The organism is Bacillus sp. J14TS2 (assembly GCF_018333015.1).
Lineage (GTDB): Bacteria > Bacillota > Bacilli > Bacillales > Bacillaceae_C > Lederbergia.
Map to the genome: position 1 here is coordinate 58648 of NZ_BORE01000019.1, position 20859 is coordinate 79506.

The window sequence follows — 20859 nt, forward strand, 5'->3', positions numbered from 1 at the left end:
TTTGGTAATGATTCAGTGACGGTTGATTGGAGATGAAATTTCATTATTCATGGGATTGTGAAACAATCGTTATCTTTTGGTCCTCTACAATCGCATTTAAATGTTTTTCATGATTGTGATCAAGGACAAAATCGGCTATTTGATCTTCAAGTTGTTCTTGAATCGCTCTACGAAGCGGACGTGCCCCAAAATCAGGGTGATAGCCAACCTCAAGTAATTTTTCCTTCACCTCATCAGCTATGTCCAAATGCATATCCTGTGCATGCAATTTATGTTGGAGCTCATCTAACAGCAACTGAATAATTTGAAGTAAATCATTTTTTTCTAATAAATTGAACTCGACAATGCTATCAAATCTGTTTAAAAACTCCGGTTTGAAAAACGAGCCGAGAGACTGCAGGATACTTGTCTCCTTCATTGCTGCACTTTGATGAAAGCCAACATGAATTGGTTTTTCAGTAATTCCGGCGTTACTAGTCATAATAATGACCGTATCTTTGAAACTTACGGTTCTACCTTGACTATCTGTAAGTCGACCATCTTCAAGGATTTGTAAAAACATATGTTGGACATCAGGATGAGCTTTTTCAATTTCATCTAACAGAATAATGCTGTAAGGATTTCGGCGAACCTTTTCAGTTAGTTGACCTGCTTCGTCATGGCCAACATAGCCTGGAGGTGAACCGATTAATTTTGACACACTATGTTTTTCCATATATTCGCTCATATCTAGGCGGATGAAGGCTTCTTTTGTACCGAATAGTTCTTCCGTTAAAGTTTTTGCTAATTCCGTTTTCCCAACCCCTGTAGGACCGACAAAAAGAAACGAGCCAATTGGACGATATTCGTCTTTTAGTCCAGCGCGACTGCGACGGATGGCTTTTGCAACTTTTTTAACGGCTTCAGCTTGCCCGATCACTCGCGCTGTTAAATTCTTTTCTAATTCCTTCATTTTTTGTTGTTCATCACTTTGTAACTTTCCTACTGGAATTCCTGTTTTCCTTTCAATGATGCTTTGAATATCCTCAGGATGGACAGTAAGCTGTGATTCAGAAGAAGTAGTAGTATTTAGTTTGTGCTCTAGTTCTACCTCTTCGTCTCTTAATTTAGCTGCAAGTTCATAGTTTTCTTGCTTTAAAGTAGTTTGCTTATCTTTTTCGATTTCAGCAAGTCGTTGATGGATGGCTTCATGAGATTCATCCTTAATGGTCAAATTAAGTTTAGAACCGGCTTCATCCATCAAATCAATGGCTTTGTCGGGGAGGTATCGATCTTGAATATAACGAGCAGATAAATCGACACATGCTTTCAAAGCTTCATCACTATACTGAACTTGATGATATTTTTCATATTGTTCTTTTAATCCGAACAAAATGTCCAAAGACTTTTCTAGAGAAGGCTCTTGAATTTGTACTGGTTGAAAACGTCTTTCCAGTGCAGCATCCTTTTCGATTTGTCTATACTCTTTCAATGTTGTTGCTCCAATGACCTGCAATTCACCACGAGCAAGAACTGGTTTAAGAATATTTCCGGCATCCATCGATCCTTCAGCTGAGCCAGCACCAACTAATAAATGAATTTCATCAATAAAGACTAGAATATTTTTACGTTCCTGTAATTCCGTTATTAATTGTTTCATCCGTTCTTCAAATTGTCCACGGATCCCTGTATTGGCTACTAATGAGGCTACATCAAGCAGATAAACCTCTTTATTTTTTAATTTGGCAGGCACATCCTGTTGGATAATTTTTAGGGCTAGTCCTTCTGCAATGGCGGTCTTCCCAACACCTGGTTCACCGATTAGGACTGGATTGTTTTTATTTCGGCGATTGAGTATCTCAATCGTTCTTTTTATTTCCTCATCTCTTCCAATGATTGGATCAATTAAACCAGCCTTTGCAGCATGATTTAGGTTACGACCAAATTGATCTAAAAAACCATTTTGTTTTGTCGAAGTTTTGGCAGCTTGTTGTGAATGGCTTTGGTTATTTTGAGAAAAGTTGTCAAATAAGTCTTCCAAACCACCGAAACCATTAAAAGGATTCCCCATAGAAGCTCCCAATTTTTCCTTTTCCTGTATATAACAATCTTGACATAAAGGCAATGTTTGTTTTTGTCCATTGACATTTAGATGAAGATGGATTTTTGCTTGGTTTGCTTGACATTTAGCACATAACATGCATCATCAATCCTCCATTGTTTAGTCGTTGTTTGATTTTAACTAACTTTGACTAATTGATAGTAAAAAAAGGTGAAGATCAGCAAGAAAACTTTGACCAATTTCGACCTTATGGCTTTATTATACACTGACCTTTTTTGACTTTCAAGTAAAAAAGCCACTTTTTATGATTTTTTTAAAAAAGGATCATATAGATATAAAAATGATACCTAAATTTCGAAGGGCAAAAATAAGATGAAGTGGGGCAGTAAATTGAATAAGTGGACAGGGGCTTTTCAGATAGCAGCAGTGTATGTAGGAACCGTTATCGGGGCAGGCTTTGCAACCGGGAAAGAGATTGTAGAATTTTTTACCCAATATGGATTGTTTGGACTGATGTCCATATTAGTAGCAGGGTATTTGTTCGTCTTTTTTGGAATGAAGGTGATGACAAAAGCAATTGATATACAAGCGACTTCTTTTATGGAGTTAAACAATGATTTATTTGGACAAACATTTGGAAAAGTGATGAATATCTTAATGACCGCGATGTTGGTGGGTGTATGTGGAGTCATGCTTTCGGGAGCAGAGGCTTTATTTGTAGAGCAATTAGGATGGGGAAAAACAACTGGGTCTGTGATGACAATTATCCTGTGCTTGATCGTCTTATGGGGTGGATTGAAAGGCTTATTTGCTGTAAACATATTCGTTGTTCCCACCCTTATTATTTTTAATTTATTATTAATGTACAGCTCTCTTTCTTCTCCCTTATTATGGTCAAGTTTATTTTCCTTTGTGAGTATGGATCACACTTGGAAAGCAATTGGTTCAGCATTTTCATATGCCGCTTTTAATCTCACATTAGCCCAAGCCGTACTGGTTCCTGTAGCGACCGAGGTCAATGATAAAGCAACTGTAAAGCTTGGCGGGTTCATAGGCGGGGGACTGCTAACGATTATCTTAATTTCGAGTCATATAACTTTATCGACGCTTCCAGACCTTTTAGTCTATGATATCCCAATGGCGACTATTGTAAAAAATGCGATGAGTGGATTTTATTTTCTGTATTTATTTATTATATATGGGGAGATCTTTACTTCTTTGATTGGTAATATGTATGGGATTGAAAGACAAATAAGTCAGTTTTTCTCACTAAAAAGTATTTGGATTTATATTATGATGATTGCAGTCATCTATATAATCGGGAGAATTGATTACGGACAGCTCCTCGGTCTTTTATATCCTTTATTCGGTTACATCAGTTTGATTTTTTTATTATTATTATGGTTGAAGCCAATGAAAAATAAGTAAGGGTGGAAAAACCAGATGTTTACAACTTTACTTTAAACTCTTGAAGCAGCTAACGTAAAAAGGAGTGAACCAATAAGTTTCTGATAACGAAAAAACGAAGGGGAAAAATGAACCGCCCTTCGTTTTTATAGATTAGCTGTAAAAGCTTTTAATTAAACAGTAGTAATTATACACTAAGAGAACCCTTAATAATTTTATAGTTTTTATGGTTGATAACTGTTTTTTCTTCTAAATCAAAATCACGATAATTTTCCATGTACGTTAAATCAACAATAACAGAGTTCTCATTTACCTTCTCTACAATTCCTTGAAAGCCGTCTTTAAATTCAACAATGTCTCCGATTTCAGCAATTTTCAATCCAATCTCTCCCTTGTTTATTTCTCCCGCATTCATTGGCTGTAAGCCCCTCACTTTAGAATTTGTGGAAAACTAAGAATGGTAAGTCAAGGATCAACAGCCAGTAAAAGCCTGATTTGTTCAGGTCAACAGGAAAGTTTCATTTTATCCACTTTCATGATTTTTAAGGTATCTGGATGATGTTTCTAAAATCATTTATTAATTATTTCTTCATATTTTGCACTACTTCTTAAAAAAGTGCAAGAAGAAAAATTGTTGCAGTTTTTTCAAATAAAACTAAGAAAAATAGGGAAAAGATAAAAAAAGATAAAAATTCTTTGTTTTTTGTTGCTCAAAGATTGACGAAACAGGCAAAATTAGCTAATTTTGTACTGAGGGTACTTTTAACTTAGTCAAAAAGGAGACGATGTAAATGATTGAAAAACAATTCACTGTAACTGCAGATACTGGAATTCACGCAAGACCAGCAACTGTACTTGTTCAAACAGCAAGCAGATATTCTTCAGATATTCAACTAGGATTTAAGGACAAAAAGGTAAACCTTAAGTCGATCATGGGGGTTATGTCCCTTGGAATTGCCAAAGATACTGTAATCACGATCAGTATAGATGGAAGTGATGAGAAAGAAGCAATGGCTGGTATTGAAGAATTGCTTGAAAAAGAAGGCCTTGCGAAATAATGTCAACTTTATTAAAAGGGATAGCAGCATCTAGTGGAATTGCCAGCGGAAAAGCATATCTACTTGCTCAACCAGATCTTTCTTTTAAGAAAATCGCTATCTCGGATGCTGAGGAAGAGGTTCATCGTCTTCACTCAGCATTAAATGCCGCTAAATCTGACCTAGAATTAATACGTCAACAGACTATAAAATTAATAGGGGAAGATGAGGCGGCTATTTTTGACGCACATCTCCTAGTGTTAAGTGATCCTGAATTATTGACAGCGATTACAGGAGGAATATCGGATAACAAAGTGAGCGCTGAAACTGCTCTAACAGAAACGACGAATCATTTTGTTCAATTTTTTGAACAGCTTGAAAATGAATATATGAAAGAAAGGGCTACAGATATTAAGGATGTATCAAAGCGGGTTTTAAGTCATTTATTAGGGGTGAAAATCCCTAATCCCGGTTTAGTAGCTGAGGAAGTGGTCATCGTAGCGGAGGATTTAACTCCTTCTGATACCGCGCAATTAAACACACAATTTGTACAAGGTTTCACGACAAATAATGGCGGGCATACTTCATATTCGGCGATCATGGCGAGGTCAATTGAAATACCAGCTGTCGTCGGGACTATAGAGGCGACAGACATTATCAAACAAGGGGATTTGCTTATTGTTGATGGATTTAATGGAGATGTACACATTAATCCAACTCGTGAAATTGTTCAATATTATAAAGCTTTGTAAAAAAGGAAATAAAAATGTAATCTGCTTGTAATTAAAAGTCAAGTGTATATATTGGCGTTAAGTGGTATACAATAACTATGATTGAATGATACGATTCATTCATTCTCATTTTTCCCCCTTTTTACGCTGGACTAATATCCAGCGCTTTTTTTGTTTTTTAAAATAATGAAATTCTAATTAGACTATCAACAAGAAAGGGTGTCTAGGATGGAGATGGGCTTAAGAGGGAAACGTGTATTGGTTATCGCATCAAGTCAAGGCTTGGGGAGAGCCATCGCGGAATTATTTGTAAAAGAAGATGCTGATGTAATGTTAGCAAGCAGAAATATGGAACGCCTTAGAGAAGTCCAATCGGAATTTGAACATTTTCGACAAGGAAAAGTGAAAATTACAACTTGTGATATTACAGAGCCTAGTCAAATTCAAGCGATGATGGATGAAACGATTAAGGAGTTAGGTGGTCTTGATATATTAATTAATAATGCTGGTGGTCCTCCTGCCGGTGGGTTTGAAGATTTTCAGGATGAGGATTGGCAATCGGCATTCGAACTTAATTTATTATCCTATGTACGTATTATCCGAGCAGCGTTACCTTACTTGAAAGAACAAGGAGGACGTATTATTAATATAGCTTCATCTTCGATACGTGAACCGATTCCAGGTCTTATCTTGTCCAACACATTTAGGATGGGGATAATGGGCTTAGCGAAAACATTAGCAGATGAATTAGCCCCTTATCATATTTTAGTAAATACAGTTGCACCCGGTAGAATATTAACAGACAGAGTATCCCACTTAGATGAAATAAACGCTAATAAAAAGGACGTTAATGTAAAAGAAATTAAAAAATCTGCCGAAGAGAGCATTCCATTAGGGCGCTCGGGGACACCAGAGGAATTTGCGAAAGTAGTCATCTTTCTGTCTTCAGAGGCTAATACATATATGACAGGTAGCAGCTTTTTTGTTGATGGGGGGAAATTAAGATCCGTTTAATATCATGGGGAGGATGAAAAAATATGAATCACAAAAAAGAAATGATTGGATTTATTGGTTTAGGGGTTATGGGAGAAAGCATGGCGAGAAACTTAATGGCTAATGGATATTCAGTTAATGTTTACACAAGAACGAAAGAAAAGGCGAAGAGATTAATTGCAGAAGGAGCAAAGTGGGTAGAAAATCCTAAAGAAATGGCTGGAAATACCGAAATAATAATTACAATGGTTGGATATCCAAAAGATGTAGAAAATATCTATTTTGGTGAACAAGGGATTTACGCTGGAATAAAAGCGGGCTCGATTGTGATCGATATGACGACATCTACACCATCTTTAGCTAAAAAGATTTATGAAGAAGGAAAAAAGAGGGAGGTTCATGCATTAGATGCCCCGGTGTCTGGTGGAGATATCGGAGCTAAAAAGGGAACGTTATCGATCATGGTTGGAGGGGATCGGCAAACGTTTCAAGAATGCCATTCACTCTTATCCACACTTGGTGAAAATATAGTCTATCAAGGGCCGGAGGGATCAGGACAGCATACAAAAATGTGTAATCAAATTGCTATTGCCTCTAATATGGTTGGCGTAACAGAAGCTTTTGTCTATGCAGAACATGCAGGACTCGATCCGGAAACCGTATTAAAATCAATTTGTAATGGGGCCGCAGGAAGCTGGTCGATGTCAAATTTAATTCCAAGAGTCATAAAGCAAGATTACTCCCCGGGATTTTTTATTAAACATTTTATTAAAGATATGGGAATTGCCCTTGAGGAGGCAGAGAAGATGTCCCTTCGTTTGCCAGGTTTAGAACTTGCAAAAACATTATATGATTCTCTTGCTGAACAAGGAGAAGAAAACAGTGGTACGCAAGCTTTGATAAAATATTGGGATTTATCCATGGAAGATAGTGGGTCATAGAAAGGTAGGAAAACATTTGTGAAGGATCAGTCAGAAATATTATTAGAAAGTGGCACCAATGAACTAGAAATCATTCAGTTCAAGATTAATCATCATGTATTTGGTATAAATGTATTAAAGGTGAGAGAAATTATTCTTCCAAGCTCTCCGATGTCCATACCACACTCACACCCATATCTATTGGGAATTATTCAATTGCGTGGAGAGGTGCTGCCTGTGGTGAGTTTGGAGCGCGCCTTAGGAATGGAGAGTGAATCTGAACGCGATTCTTCACAGGACAAGTACATTGTTACAGAATTTAATAGCAAACAAGTTGTTTTCCATGTTCATAATGTAGATCGTATTTTACGAATATCATGGGATAAAATAGAGAAGCCTTCCAATTTATATGCGCTAGACTCTTCGAATGTAATTGGCGTCATTAAAGAGAATGATAAGATGATTTTAATGTTAGATTTTGAGAAAATTATGGTAGATATTAATCCAGAAGCCGGTATTCATCCTTCTAAATTAAAAAAAGTAAATCGTAAAGAACGTTCAGGAAAAAGGTTAATGGTTGTTGAAGATTCTCCATTACTAAGGCAATTACTTGCAGATACCTTAGCTGTCGCTGGTTATGAACAAATTGAATTTTTCGAGAATGGAAGAGAGGCATTACATTATTTAGAGACGATATTAGCGCAAGGAAATGACGTTCTTAAAGAATTTCAATTAGTGATTACCGATATTGAAATGCCACAGATGGATGGTCACCATTTAACGAGGAGACTGAAAGAAAACTCACAACTTGCGGGGTTACCTGTTATTATCTTCTCATCACTTATTACAGAAGATCTATTTCATAGAGGACAAGCGGTAGGCGCTGTGGACCAAATTGCTAAACCAGACATAGATAAGCTAGTTGCAAAAATCGATCAATATATTTTATTGTAGAGAGAGTAACAGAAAACGGATCCCGATTAAATTAGGGATCCGTTTTGCCTTTCAATAGATAAAAATACTACAGGGATCATTGCTTAGATCGTTAGAAAAAGCTATCTCCCAGTTTCTTGAATACTGGTTTTTGTGTATTGGTAGAATTTGGGTCTTTGTTTTCTTTTATACCGGTATATTTCTGAAGAAGTCGTTTGGCTGTATTAAGGGACATGCGGGTTTTTGGGTTGCGGGATTGCTGATTCAAATGCCCGAGATGAGGGAGTTCTCCAAAATCATTTTTAGTGGGTGGTATATGGAATAAGTAATCTCCACACTCTACTAAGACATCTGATTGCTGTTGGCTAAACTTGGGATTCCTCGAAAAGTGGAGGCCGATTTTAGTGGCTTTCTGCTCTTGGATCATTTTATGAAGAGCATTTTTTTTTAAAATGTATAAATATTTTGGGTTTATTGCCGTTTTGGCATGGCGGTTGACCGTAAAAATAGCCTGTGAAAGATTGGTAACAGAGAGTTCCATTGCTTTATTGGCTTGTTCATCCATACAATGTACACCTTTCCATTAATATTTACTACCATTATACCATTGTTGATTCTAAAAAGAAAGATAAGGACAAAGCAAAATCGCAAATTTGCTGATATCCTGAAATGTGTTGAAAATAAGTCTAAAGAACCAGGGAGTAGGGCTGTTAAGAGGGTAAAGAATACTATACGAGATATACTTTATGAGGTGATAGAAATGTATAGGAAGATCGTAATTGGATGTCTTATGAGTATTACTTTTCTATTAGGAAGTGCAGCAAACGTCGATGCTGCAGAAAATCAGTCCGATTTTTTTGAGTTTATGCAAAAAGCTTTTAACGTACAAGTTAGTTTAAGCGAAAAAGGGAGATCCATATCAGAAATCGAACAAAAAATGGCCCCTTATTTTACTGAATCATTTATTGACCAATTTATAGAAGAAAATATAGTGAAGACTGAAGAAGGCTACCAGACCCTTGGGACGGACTTTGCTCTCTATTATATTCCTTACTTTTCTTACAGTGACAGAACAAAGATGACCGAATATAAAAATCAATTGTATATTATTGAGAAAATTAACGATCATGAAGGACCGGTCAAATTTTCCGACAGTTATCAAGGCGTACGATTAACGAAAGAAAAGGATTGGAAAATTGCTGATGTATTATGGGGTGTACCAGAAGAGATAACACAGGAAGCACAGTCAGAAAGTAATAAACGAACGCAGGGACAAACGAACGAAATGTTTGAATTAAGCCTAAGTTCTGTTCCCACTATTCATAATATATTTCCTGTGTTTTGGAATTATACAAATGAAGCCCTCCTTAATCAAGAATAATCAGGTATTCGGATTATCATGTAGGGCTGGGACAAAAGTTTTTTTACTAAAGGAAAAAACGAACTACTAGTGTGTATAAAACTCGCTTCGAAATATACTCCGTCTCCTGGAATCTGGCAAACATGCAGGAGTCTAAATATATTTTTTCCACTAAGGTAATTATTGGTTTTTAAACCTTAGCATTGTAGTTGTGTACCAGCCCTATTAGCTGCATTCGAAAAATCCACTATTTTCTGATTACCTTAACTTTTAATCATGAGGTTTGCATTCAGGTTCTCAAGTCTTTTATAATTACATTGTCTTTCAAGAAAGGAGTTTAACAATGTCACAATTAGTAAGCATTATACAAAGGCTTCAAACAATGCAAAATAATGGGGATCAAGAGGAAATTCCTCAACGATTATTTGAAGTGAATCAAAAAATCCTATGTCAGGTGAAATATTTCCCTGCTTCTCACACATATGAGGTGGAGGAATATAGTAAAGATCATGATAAACAGAAATACCAATTTGATGATATTGATATGGCTGCCATTGAGATCTTTGACATGGTCCAAGAAGAGAAAGAACGTTCCTAAAACATCCATTTCTTAAAAATTCGTTAAAAATACATCAAATAAAGCGTTTTCTTTTCGGGTTTATGTTAAAATGAGGAAGAATGAAGATTATAAAGAGATGAGGGATTGGAATGATTTCCTTACAAAGTCATCAAAACATGAACCCACAAATAAGTGATTATATAATCCCAGCCGAAAAAGTTGCGCATGTACAAATCGGGAATAACTTGGAACATGCTTTATTAGTCTTAACAAAAAGTGGTTATTCCGCTATTCCAGTTTTAGATGCACGATTTAAGCTACATGGATTGATTAGTTCTCCTCTTATTACAGAATCCATACTTGGATTAGAACGAATTGAGTTTGAGAAATTAAGCGATAAAAAAGTTGAAGATGTTATGCAAATTCAAATTCCAAAAATACAAGTGGACGAAGAGTTTGAAAAAGCACTTGATTTGCTGATTGATTATCCTTTTTTATGTGTTGAAGATCGTGAAGGTTTTTTTGAAGGAATCTTTACAAGAAGAGTTCTTTTAAAGGAATTGAAAAATTATTTAGGGAAATTAAATCATGTATAAATATAGCTCCCATTAAGGGAGCTAATATTTTGGCTAAAATGGCGAAAGGAAGATACAAATGTCTTTATCTGACTATCAGCTGCTCGTCGTGCTTGCAAAGGAAGCGAATATGCGTAAGGCGGCAGAAAAATTATTTGTATCACAACCGGCATTATCTCAGCGTCTACAAAATATCGAAAAATATTGGGGCGTTGCCTTATTTCTCCGAACGCAAAAAGGATTGATTCTTACACCCTCTGGAGAAATTGTTGTCAATTTTGCGAAGAATATAATAGAGAAACAAAATCGGGTATTTGAAGAACTGCAATCCCTTCATACCCACGTGCATGGAACATTAAAAATTGCTTGTGCTTCAATTGTAGGTCAAAATTGGCTGCCAAAAGTACTAAAAGAGTTTCTTCGTATTTATCCATACGCGAAGGTTTCTTTAATAACAGGCTGGAGTAGTGAAATCCTAAAGAGTCTATATGAAGGTGAGGTTCATATCGGGATTATAAGGGGAACTACAGATTGGAAAGGAATAAAACATCACCTTTTTGAAGATCAGCTCTATTTAGTGGATCGTGAAATTCAAAAAGTGGAAGAGGTATTAGAAACAGAACGTCCTTTTATTCAATTCAAAAGTGATTCAACCTATTATCAAGAAATTCAAGATTGGTGGCATCGCCAATTTCAAACTTTTCCGAGGCGGACCATTGTGGTAGACCAAATCGAAACCTGTAAGCAAATGACATATAATGGCATAGGGTATGCCATCTTACCTGCGATTACTCTTTCTGGTTCAGAAACAGATGTTTTTAAAATTCCATTATTGGATGATAAACAACAAACAATCAATCGTGATACATGGTTATTAGGATATGAATCTGTTTTCGAACTGCGTCAAGTCAAAGCATTTGTCGATGTGGTTCAAACATTCGTCTCGGATAAACATCCTTGATGAGATGATTCTAACCAAAGCCACTACATACTATTGAGCAACAACCTGTTGCGTATGACATGTAAACCAAGTGGTTAAACGGGTATAATTTAGTCATTAAATAAATTGCATGCATTGAGTAAAAAATCATTCATATGTTTTGAAGATGCCCATATGATTTCAAGGGTATCTTTTTTTGGTTTTTTTAAACAATTCCCTCGCAAGACGAAAGGAAAAGCATTATAATAGTCAAAGTAAAATACATCATTAATTGGAGTGTGGAAGATTTCTTCTAAAAAATGACAATTCAAACTTTAGTTGTAGAGCGTATCGGATATTCGAATGAATACAAATAATTTATTGAAAAACAGTGGAAATTTATTTCGGAAACCGATATATTAAGTATCATGGCCAAAAGCCATAGAGGAGGGGACTTTGTGCAAACGTTTAAAAAGTTAAGGCAGTATTATTGGCCATATAAAAAATTCTTTATCACATCCGTAGTTTTTTTGTTTCTTGTTACGGCAATCACGGTTATTTACCCAGTCATTCTTCAATTGACCATTGATAACGTTGTGTTAAACCAGCAATACGATTGGATTATTCCTTTAACAGTCGCCTTTTTTGGAATCATGATAGTCAAGGCGGTTGCGACCTTTTTTCAGCAATATATGGGGGATTTATTTGGAATTAACTCTGTATATAAAATGAGAAAAGTGTTATATGGCAAGTTGCAATTTTTGCCATTTCGTTATTATGATAATGCAAAGACTGGAGATTTAATGTCACGGCTAACAGCTGATGTTGAAACATTTCGATTCTTTTTATCCTTTGGTTTCGCAGAGATTCTTAGACTTATATTATTATTAACCGTTACATTTGGAGTCATGTTTTATTATTCAGTTCCATTAACATTCGCAACAATGATTTCATTACCTTTTTTATTTTTCGTTGTTTATAAGTTTGATAGGGCTGTTCATCCAGCTTTTCGAAATATCCGTCGTTCGTTTGGAAAATTAAACACAAATGTTCAAGAGAGTATTTCTGGTATTAATACGGTAAAATCATTGTCACGAGAAGAATTCCAAAACCAAAAATTCAATATCTCGAATGAAGACTATAAGGACCGTAATATCTTTACCTCGAATATTTGGGCGAAATATTTTCCACTAATGGAATTTTTAGGGAACTTTTGTGTAATTGCGTTATTGGCTCTAGGAGGATATTTTGTAATCAAGGGTTCTTTAAAGCCAGGTGAGTTAGTAGCTTTTTATAGTTTGGTTGGTTATATTTTATGGCCGATTATGAATCTAGGATTTACCATCAATCAGTTTTCACAATCAAAAGCATCTGGTGAGCGCTTATTAGAAATCTTAGAGGCACGAGAGGATATTGCAGATAAAGAAGATGCTTATTCACCTGAAAGACTTGAAGGAAGAGTGGAATTTAATGACGTTTCTTTACGCTATGCGGGTGAAGATAATTTATCCTTAACAGATATAAGCTTTGAGGCTGAACCTGGTGAGATCATTGGACTTGTTGGGGCTACTGGATCAGGAAAAACCAGTATTACACAATTGATTACGAGATTTTATGAGGCTGAATCTGGTGAAGTGCTTGTGGACGGAAAAAATGTTAAAGACTATTCTTTGAAAGCATTAAGGAGCAATATCGGTTTTGTATTACAGGAAAGCTTTCTGTTTTCATCAACGATTAAAGCGAATATTGCTTTTGGTCGACCGGATGCAAGTATGGAGGATATCATTGATGCAGCAAAAAGAGCAGATGCCCATGAGTTTATTATACAATTGCCTGATGGATATGATACTGTCCTAGGTGAAAGAGGTCTAGGATTATCAGGAGGGCAAAAACAGCGAATAGCTATTGCTCGTGCTATTTGTCTCGATCCAAGTATTTTAATTCTTGATGATGCCACAAGCGCTGTAGACATGGAAACGGAATTTAAAATTCAAGGGGCCATGAGAGAAGTAATGCATGGAAGAACAACATTTATCATCGCCCACAGAATTTCTTCATTGAAGCATGCGGATAAAATATTTGTGCTAGAGGATGGTAAAATCGTTGAAAGAGGCACACATGAAGAACTCATTCGCGGAAATGGTCTATATGAACGTGTATATAAAATTCAGTTTCAAGATCAAAAGGCCATTTTGCAAGGGCAAGGAGGGTGAGTAATCGATGAAAAAAGAAAAAAAAATAAATCCGCTTGTGATGGAGCGATTCCATTATTCGACGGAACAATTAATAGATAAATCATTTAACTGGAAACAGCTGTATCGTTTGTTAAATTATTTAGGCCCATATGTCAAAAACTTATTGCCAGCATCTATTATCACTGTACTTATTACGACTGCAATCCGATTGGTCATTCCCATTTTGATCGGTGTTTATGCGTTGGATAAGGCGATTAATACAGAGAGCAACATTGCCTATCTAATGTGGATTGTAGCAAGTATTGCAGTTTTATATCTTCTAAATTATATAGCAAATATATATCGAATTAAGTGGAGTAATGAATTGGGACAAAAAGTGATTTATGATTTGCGTAAACATCTATTTACCCATGTTCAGGGGTTGTCCCATCGTTTTTTTGATCAACGTTCAGCAGGTTCTATTCTTGTTAGGATTATGAATGATACGAACTCATTACAGGACTTGTTCACAAACGGAGTTATTAACGTATTTATGGATATATTGATGCTTTTTGGAGTCATTATCATCCTATTTACGTTAAGCCCACAGCTAACATTAGCAGTTTTAGTTGTCCTTCCGTTGATGTTTTTACTTTCAACAGCGCTTAGAAAAAGCATTCGTCGATCTTGGCAATATATGCGATTAAAGCAATCAAAATTGAATTCACATTTAAATGAAAGTATCCAAGGGATTAGAGTCACGCAAAGTTTTACACAAGAAAAAGAAAATATGGCCTTTTTTGATGGAGTCAATACAGAAAACTTTGAGGCTTGGCGGTTGGCAACGAGAAAAAGTGCTATGTTTCGTCCGTTAGTCGATGTAACGAATGCCGTTGGGACTGGAATATTATTATGGTATGGAACTCATTTAATTCAAACTGGCTCTCTCTCTCTTGGACAATTCGTTTCCTTTGCTTTCTATATTGGAATGTTCTGGGAGCCAATATCTAGACTTGGTCAGCTTTACAATCAATTGTTAATGGCAATGGCCTCTTCTGAGCGGATTTTTGAGTATTTAGATGAACTTCCGATTGTTCATGAAAAAGAAAAGCCACTTGAATTAGGCGATATTAAAGGGCATATTCAGTTTGACAAAGTGGAATTCTCCTACGATGATAAAAGAAAAGCATTAGATGGAATTTCATTAGAAATGTTGCCTGGTCAAACCATTGCCCTTGTTGGCCACACAGGTTCAGGAAAATCAACGATTGCGAATCTAATTACTCGTTTTTATGATCCAACTGCAGGAGCGGTTCGGATTGACGGGAAGGATTTACAAGATGTTTCCTTAACTGAACTTCGTCGGCAAATTAGTGTTGTTTTACAAGATACATTTATTTTTTCCGGCACGATCATGGAGAATATTCGCTTTGGTAATCCAGCTGCAACGGATAAACAGGTCAGGGAGGCAGCAGAAGCAATTGGTGCTGACAAGTTCATTAAAAAATTACCAATGGGCTATGAAACAGAAGTAGAAGAAAGAGGAAATATATTATCAGTTGGTGAAAGGCAATTATTATCTTTTGCCAGGGCACTTTTAGCTGATCCACGGATTATCATTTTGGATGAAGCAACTGCTAGTATCGATACTGAGACAGAAGTTCAAATTCAAACAGCTTTACAAACTTTGCTCGAAGGTAGAACATCGATTATTATCGCCCATAGACTTTCAACCATTAGGGATTCTGATAAAATATTTGTCCTTCAGCACGGAGAGATTATTGAAGAAGGCAACCACGATGAACTGATAGTGCACAAAGGCGAGTATTATCGCCTAATAGAGGCCCAATTTAAAGTAATGAAAGCTATTTAAGAACAAAAGCGCAAGACGCCCGCCTATCGGCGACAAGCAAATGTTCCTGAACCTAAGAAGGGGCTTTTTCCCTTCATAGGTTCAGGGTTATTTAGTGGAACATCGGCTAAGACGACACTTCCGCAGTTGGGCTTGCATCCTGCGAGTCTCACGGGGCAAGGCGTTGGAGCTAGGTGTCGACTGCAAAATAAGCAAGTTATCTACAATACAAGCTGAAATTTTATTAAGGCTCATTGCAGTTCAAAAAGGAGGTTGACCGAATTTGCGGCTCATCCTCCTTTTCATGTCTTTGTCTAAGGGGTTAGACCATGTTAAGAATATCACTATTAAATTTCTTTTATTATTGGGTTGTCTCGATGATCAATGCATTTTTACCATTGTTGTTTCGCTTTAAAGGCCTGAGCCCTGCGCAAATTGGGATTGTTTTATCTGTCGGTCCCATTGTTGCAATCTTTTCGCAGCCTTTCTGGGGAGTAATGTCAGATAAAAAACAATCTGTTAAAAATGTTATTTTATTTTTACTAGTGGCAACGCTTATAACTGGATTAGCTGTTTTCTTTAGTCCAACCATGTCATTGTTAATGTTAATGATGATGATTTTTCATTTTTTTATGTCACCGATTCAACCGTTACTTGATAGCCTTTCAACGGTTTTTTCAAAAGAGAAGGGTGTTAGTTATGGTTCCATTCGTGTTTGGGGATCTATCGGTTTTGCGGTTGCTTCATTTGTTTTAGGAAACATCATAGGCTTAATAGGTATTCAATATTTATGGATTATCTATTCCCTAATAATCATAGGGGTTTTATGTATAGCTTTTCGGTTGACCGATCCAGTCATTGAAAGAAAACCCTTAACAACAAAGGGATTTCAACAAGCCTTTCGGAATGCCCGCTTTTTGTTCTTTTTAATTGCGATCTTATTTATCGCCATTCCTCATCGAATGAATGATAGTATGTTGGCCATTTATTTACAGTCATTAGGTGCTTCGGAGGGAAAGATTGGTTTAGCTTGGACTTTTTCGGCGTTAAGTGAAGCACCAGTCGTAGCGTTTATGTACTTATTAATGAAGAAGATACCGCTTTTGGTACTACTCGGAATAGCGGGGGTTTTTTATACAGGGAGATGGTTTTTATACGGTTTACTGACAGACCCGATGATGATCATTTATTCACAAGCATTACATAGTGTTACCTTTGCTATCTTTATGGTCTCTGCATTGCAATATATCGCTACGATTATCCCTGCAGAGATGCTTGCTACAGGGCAAACTGCTTATTATGCCACTTTTAATGGTGTAGCCACTATTATTGGCAGTGCAGCAGGGGGATACCTAATGGATCTCTATGGTGGAGGTTTTATATATAAAATGGGAGCCATTTCCGCATTTATTGGGACGCTGTTATTTATTATTTTGTATGCAAAGGATAAGGGTGTGCAAAAACAATTGCAACACACCTAAAAGCAAACATTGATAATTTTGTTTATAATTACAGCATGATATAATGAACACAATTGAGGAATGTAGATGTAGATCGGAGGAGCTATTTATGGAAGCTGGAACAACAGCGGTCTTAAAAGTGGTGCGAGAAGCACCTTTTGGTTATTTTTTGTCAGATGGTGAGGAGGATGTACTTTTACATCATAATGAAATGCAGGATGCCGTTGAACTTGATCAAGAAGTTGAGGTATTCCTATATCAAGATCATCAAGGACGTTTAGCTGCTTCACAAACGATTCCAACTATCCAATTGGGAAAATATGATTGGGTTGAAGTCGTAGGAATGAAAAAAGGACTTGGAATTTTTGTTGATATCGGATTAAAAAAAGATATCCTCATATCACTGGACAACCTTCCAGATTCAATTAATTTTTGGCCTAAAGAAGGTGATCAACTCTATTGTACCTTGGTTAGAAACAATAAGGATCGCTTATTTGGTGTGCCAGCAACAGATGAAGTGATGAGGGCACAAGCAAAAGAGGCAGATAAAAGTTGTCTAAACCAATCTGTTAATGGGACTGTGTACCGTGTTCTTCTCGTGGGTTCTTCATTTATAACGGATGAAGGGATTGTAGGGTTTATCCATGAGTCTGAAAGCGAAAAAGAGCTTCGGTTAGGAGAAAAGTTCGTTGGTCGGGTTATTGATGTAAAAACAGATGGTACAATCAATGTCTCTTTGATGCCGCGAACGCACGAAAGAATTGATCAAGATGCTATTCAGATTACTGATTATTTATTAGGGCGTGGTGGATCGATGCCTTATTCAGATAAAAGCCAGCCTGACGATATTAAGAAACGATTTAATATGAGTAAAGGGGCATTTAAGCGCGCACTAGGGAAACTATTAAAAGAAGGTAAAATTTATCAGGAAGATGGTTGGACCTATACAAAAAAGCAAGATGATAAGAAATAATGGATGGTTTTGCCGTTTCGAGGGAGGTTTAGTATGAAAAAGCAATTCGCAGTGATAGGGCTTGGGCGCTTTGGAGGAAGTATTTGTACGGAATTATTAGAACAAGGAATGGAAGTCCTGGCGATTGATAAGGATGAGGAACGAGTAAATGAATATGCGGCGATTGCCACTCATGCAGCGATTGCGGATACGACAGATGAAGCAGTTCTGAAAAATTTGGGAATAAGAAATTTTGACCATGTCATTGTCGCAATAGGTGATGATATTCAATCTAGTATACTCACAACACTTATTTTGAAAGAAGTAGGTGTTCATTATATTACTGTGAAAGCCCAAAATGATCATCATGAGAAAGTTCTTCGCAAAATTGGCGCAGATCATGTCGTGCACCCTGAACGAGATATGGGGAGGAGAATTGCTCATTATATTGTGTCGAAAAACATTCTCGATTACCTTGAACTATCTGATGAATACAGTATTGTAGAAATAAAGGTGAATGAGTTATTAGCTGGACATTCTTTGATCGATTTAGATGTACGAGCCCGATATGGGATCAATATTGTCGCCATTAAAAGGGGAAGGGAAATTATTGTCACACCATCCGCTGAAGCGCCATTGCAGCGAGATGATATTTTAATTGTCATTGGAGCAGATACGGATATTAATCGATTTGAAAAAAAGGTCTTAGGTTAAGAAAAGTGCAAGGCGCCCACAAATGGATGAACGGGTACCCTGCACTTTTTGTATTGTTTAGAAGGCGAAGGCAAGAGGGCGTGGTGAGCTTAACGGATGTTTCATGAAATAACCTGAAACAATGAAAGGCAAAGAACGCCTTTCTTTGTCTCAGAACATTTGCTTTTCGCCGATAGGCGGGCGCCTTGCGCTTTTCTTGTTGTTAAGGAAACTATAAAATTCTCGACTTGTGGATAAGTTGCAATTTTGAGTTTCGTCGTCTAGCTCCAGCCCCCAGCCCCGAGAGGCTCGCAGGATGCGAGTCCATCGGCGTTGCGCCAGGACGGCGCGAACTTAGCCGATGTTCTGCTTAATAACCCTGAACCTATGAAGGGAAAAAGCTCCTTCCTAGGTTCAGGAACATTTGCTTGTCGGAGGCCAACAGGATGGTGGTCAGAAAGGCGTTGCGACGTACAGGAAGTACTAGCGCAGACGAAGCGACAGGACGTCGCGTTTGAGTCTGCCGCCAGGACGTCGCGAATTTAGCCTTTCTTCCTTGATCAAGTCGCTTGCGCTTTTGTTCTTAAACTTCCATAATAATCGGTAAAATCATTGGTCGTCTTTTTGTTTTTTCGTAAAGAAATGGAGTGAGAGTATCAATAATCTCTGTTTTTATCTCAGCCCATTGAGATGTTTTTCGGTCCATTACTTTGTTTAAGTGATGTGTAATATTTTTCTGCGCCTCATTAATAAGGTCTCCAGATTCTCTCATATAGACAAATCCTCTTGAAATAATATCAGGTCCAGCAACAATTTGGTGAGTTTCCATGTTGATGGAAACAACTACAACCACTAAGCCCTCTTCAGAAAGAACTTTCCGGTCACGTAAAACGATATTACCAATATCTCCAATTCCACTTCCATCAATATAGATGGAACCAGATGAGATTTTCCCTGCTACACTTGCGGCCTCATTACTGAGCGCAAGAACTTCACCGTTATCCATTACAAAGCAATTTTCTTCTAAAACGCCACATTCCACAGCAGACTTTGCATGAATTCTTTGCATTCGGTATTCACCGTGAATAGGCATGAAAAACTTTGGTTTCATAAGACGGAGCATTAATTTTTGTTCTTGCTGCCCACCATGACCAGAAGTATGGATATTATTTAATGATCCGGCGATTACATCTGCTCCTGCTCTATATAACAAATTAATGGTTCGGTTGACACTGATCGTGTTTCCTGGGATTGGAGATGAAGAGAACACTACAGTATCGCCAGGTTGTATTTGAATTTGACGGTGTGTACCATTGGCAATTCTCGATAGAGCAGCCATTGGCTCACCTTGACTCCCGGTGCATAGAATCGTCACTTTATTAGCAGGAAGCCGATTTAATTGTTGCGGACTAATAAAAGTATCTTTTGGAGCCTGAATATAGCCTAAATCTTGTCCAATCTCAATTGCGGCATCCATACTTCGTCCGAAGACGGCAACCTTTCTACCATTGGCAACAGCAGCATCTGTCACTTGTTGCAATCTGTGAATATTGGAAGCAAATGTCGCAAAAATAACTCTGCCTTCTACTTTACGAAAAATTTCATCAATACTGTCTCCAACAAGTCTTTCTGACATAGTAAAGTTAGGCACTTCTGCGTTTGTACTATCCGATAAAAGACAAAGTACACCTTCTTTGCCGATTTGAGCCATCTTTGTAAGATTGGCAGGTTCGCCAACAGGAGTAAAGTCAAATTTAAAATCACCAGTATGAACAATATTTCCCGGTGGAGTTTTCACAACGATTCCATATGAATCCGGAATACTATGAGTAGTACGGAAGAAAGAAATGGACGTTTTTCGGAATTTAATGATTTCGTCCTCATGAATTTCGTGTAATTGGGCTTGACGTAATAATCCATGTTCCTCAAGCTTGTTGCGTATTAATCCCATGGCAAGCTTTCCTGCATAGATCGGGATGTTAATTTGGCGAAGAAGATAAGGGATCCCACCAATATGGTCCTCGTGTCCATGAGTGATGAAGAGACCTTTAATTTTATCACTGTTTTTTACCAAATAAGTATAATCTGGAATCACATAATCAATCCCAAGTAATTCATCTTCAGGAAATTTAATCCCTGCATCAATAACGATAATTTCATCTTGAAATTGGACACCATATGTATTTTTTCCAATCTCACCTAATCCTCCAAGGGCGAATACAGCTGTTTGATCATTTTTTACAAATTTCATTA

General features: G+C 37.0%; 18 protein-coding genes and 1 pseudogene. 15 read left to right on the top strand and 4 right to left on the bottom strand.

Going from position 1 to position 20859, the window contains the following annotated elements; genetic code table 11:
• Positions 1-43: 43 nt before the first annotated feature.
• Positions 44-2179, bottom strand: coding sequence for an ATP-dependent Clp protease ATP-binding subunit (locus KI375_RS22970; protein ID WP_212975726.1), 2136 nt, complete (start codon positions 2177-2179; stop codon positions 44-46).
• Between the two features lie 252 nt (positions 2180-2431).
• Between KI375_RS22970 and KI375_RS22975 the strand changes: the two genes are divergently transcribed.
• Positions 2432-3469, top strand: coding sequence for a YkvI family membrane protein (locus tag KI375_RS22975; protein ID WP_212975727.1), 1038 nt, complete (start codon positions 2432-2434; stop codon positions 3467-3469).
• A 166-nt stretch (positions 3470-3635) separates the two neighbouring features.
• On the opposite strand, the gene KI375_RS22980 is transcribed toward KI375_RS22975, so the two are convergent.
• Complete coding sequence (locus tag KI375_RS22980) at positions 3636-3827, bottom strand: YkvS family protein (protein ID WP_207452027.1); 192 nt, start codon at positions 3825-3827, stop codon at positions 3636-3638.
• 412 nt (positions 3828-4239) lie between these two features.
• Between KI375_RS22980 and KI375_RS22985 the strand changes: the two genes are divergently transcribed.
• From KI375_RS22985 to KI375_RS23005, 5 genes and pseudogenes are all read left to right on the top strand, one after another.
• Positions 4240-4506 carry a phosphocarrier protein HPr gene (locus KI375_RS22985; protein WP_242698345.1) on the top strand — a complete coding sequence of 89 codons (267 nt, stop codon included), beginning with the start codon at positions 4240-4242 and terminating at the stop codon, positions 4504-4506.
• Positions 4506-5228, top strand: a pseudogene (locus tag KI375_RS22990) (phosphoenolpyruvate-utilizing N-terminal domain-containing protein); the annotation flags it as partial. The gene KI375_RS22985 and the pseudogene KI375_RS22990, both read left to right, overlap by 1 nt.
• Positions 5229-5444: 216 nt before the next feature.
• Positions 5445-6230, top strand: coding sequence for an SDR family oxidoreductase (locus tag KI375_RS22995; protein ID WP_212975729.1), 786 nt, complete (start codon positions 5445-5447; stop codon positions 6228-6230).
• A gap of 23 nt (positions 6231-6253) precedes the next feature.
• Complete coding sequence (locus KI375_RS23000; RefSeq protein WP_212975730.1) at positions 6254-7150, top strand: NAD(P)-dependent oxidoreductase; 897 nt, start codon at positions 6254-6256, stop codon at positions 7148-7150.
• Positions 7151-7168: 18 nt separating this feature from the next.
• Positions 7169-8083: a chemotaxis protein gene (locus tag KI375_RS23005; protein ID WP_212975731.1), complete on the top strand. Its 915-nt coding sequence runs from the start codon at positions 7169-7171 to the stop codon at positions 8081-8083.
• A 91-nt stretch (positions 8084-8174) separates the two neighbouring features.
• On the opposite strand, the gene KI375_RS23010 is transcribed toward KI375_RS23005, so the two are convergent.
• Positions 8175-8627, bottom strand: a complete 453-nt coding sequence (locus tag KI375_RS23010) for a YkyB family protein (RefSeq protein ID WP_212975732.1) — start codon at positions 8625-8627, stop codon at positions 8175-8177.
• A gap of 195 nt (positions 8628-8822) precedes the next feature.
• Here KI375_RS23010 and KI375_RS23015 point away from each other — a divergent pair, with 195 nt between their 5' ends.
• The 9 genes from KI375_RS23015 to KI375_RS23055 all read left to right on the top strand — a co-directional run bounded on the left by KI375_RS23015 (position 8823) and on the right by KI375_RS23055 (position 18627).
• Positions 8823-9443 (top strand): DUF3993 domain-containing protein, encoded by a 621-nt coding sequence (locus tag KI375_RS23015; protein WP_212975733.1) that lies wholly within the window; start codon positions 8823-8825, stop codon positions 9441-9443.
• A 322-nt stretch (positions 9444-9765) separates the two neighbouring features.
• A complete protein-coding gene (locus KI375_RS23020) occupies positions 9766-10020 on the top strand; it encodes a YkuJ family protein (RefSeq protein ID WP_207452022.1) in 255 nt (84 codons plus the stop codon).
• Between the two features lie 110 nt (positions 10021-10130).
• Positions 10131-10577, top strand: a complete 447-nt coding sequence (gene cbpB, locus KI375_RS23025) for a cyclic-di-AMP-binding protein CbpB (protein WP_207452021.1) — start codon at positions 10131-10133, stop codon at positions 10575-10577.
• A gap of 58 nt (positions 10578-10635) precedes the next feature.
• Positions 10636-11517: a transcriptional regulator CcpC gene (locus tag KI375_RS23030; protein ID WP_212975734.1), complete on the top strand. Its 882-nt coding sequence runs from the start codon at positions 10636-10638 to the stop codon at positions 11515-11517.
• A 416-nt stretch (positions 11518-11933) separates the two neighbouring features.
• Positions 11934-13688, top strand: coding sequence for an ABC transporter ATP-binding protein (locus KI375_RS23035; RefSeq protein ID WP_212975735.1), 1755 nt, complete (start codon positions 11934-11936; stop codon positions 13686-13688).
• A gap of 7 nt (positions 13689-13695) precedes the next feature.
• Positions 13696-15522, top strand: a complete 1827-nt coding sequence (locus tag KI375_RS23040) for an ABC transporter ATP-binding protein (protein ID WP_212975736.1) — start codon at positions 13696-13698, stop codon at positions 15520-15522.
• Between the two features lie 308 nt (positions 15523-15830).
• A complete protein-coding gene (locus KI375_RS23045; RefSeq protein WP_212975737.1) occupies positions 15831-16982 on the top strand; it encodes an MFS transporter in 1152 nt (383 codons plus the stop codon).
• Between the two features lie 88 nt (positions 16983-17070).
• Positions 17071-17934, top strand: coding sequence for a CvfB family protein (locus KI375_RS23050; RefSeq protein WP_244852989.1), 864 nt, complete (start codon positions 17071-17073; stop codon positions 17932-17934).
• Between the two features lie 33 nt (positions 17935-17967).
• Positions 17968-18627: a potassium channel family protein gene (locus tag KI375_RS23055; RefSeq protein ID WP_207452015.1), complete on the top strand. Its 660-nt coding sequence runs from the start codon at positions 17968-17970 to the stop codon at positions 18625-18627.
• 562 nt (positions 18628-19189) lie between these two features.
• Here KI375_RS23055 and rnjA read toward each other — a convergent pair.
• A complete protein-coding gene (gene rnjA, locus KI375_RS23060; RefSeq protein WP_212975739.1) occupies positions 19190-20857 on the bottom strand; it encodes a ribonuclease J1 in 1668 nt (555 codons plus the stop codon).
• Positions 20858-20859: the final 2 nt, after the last annotated feature.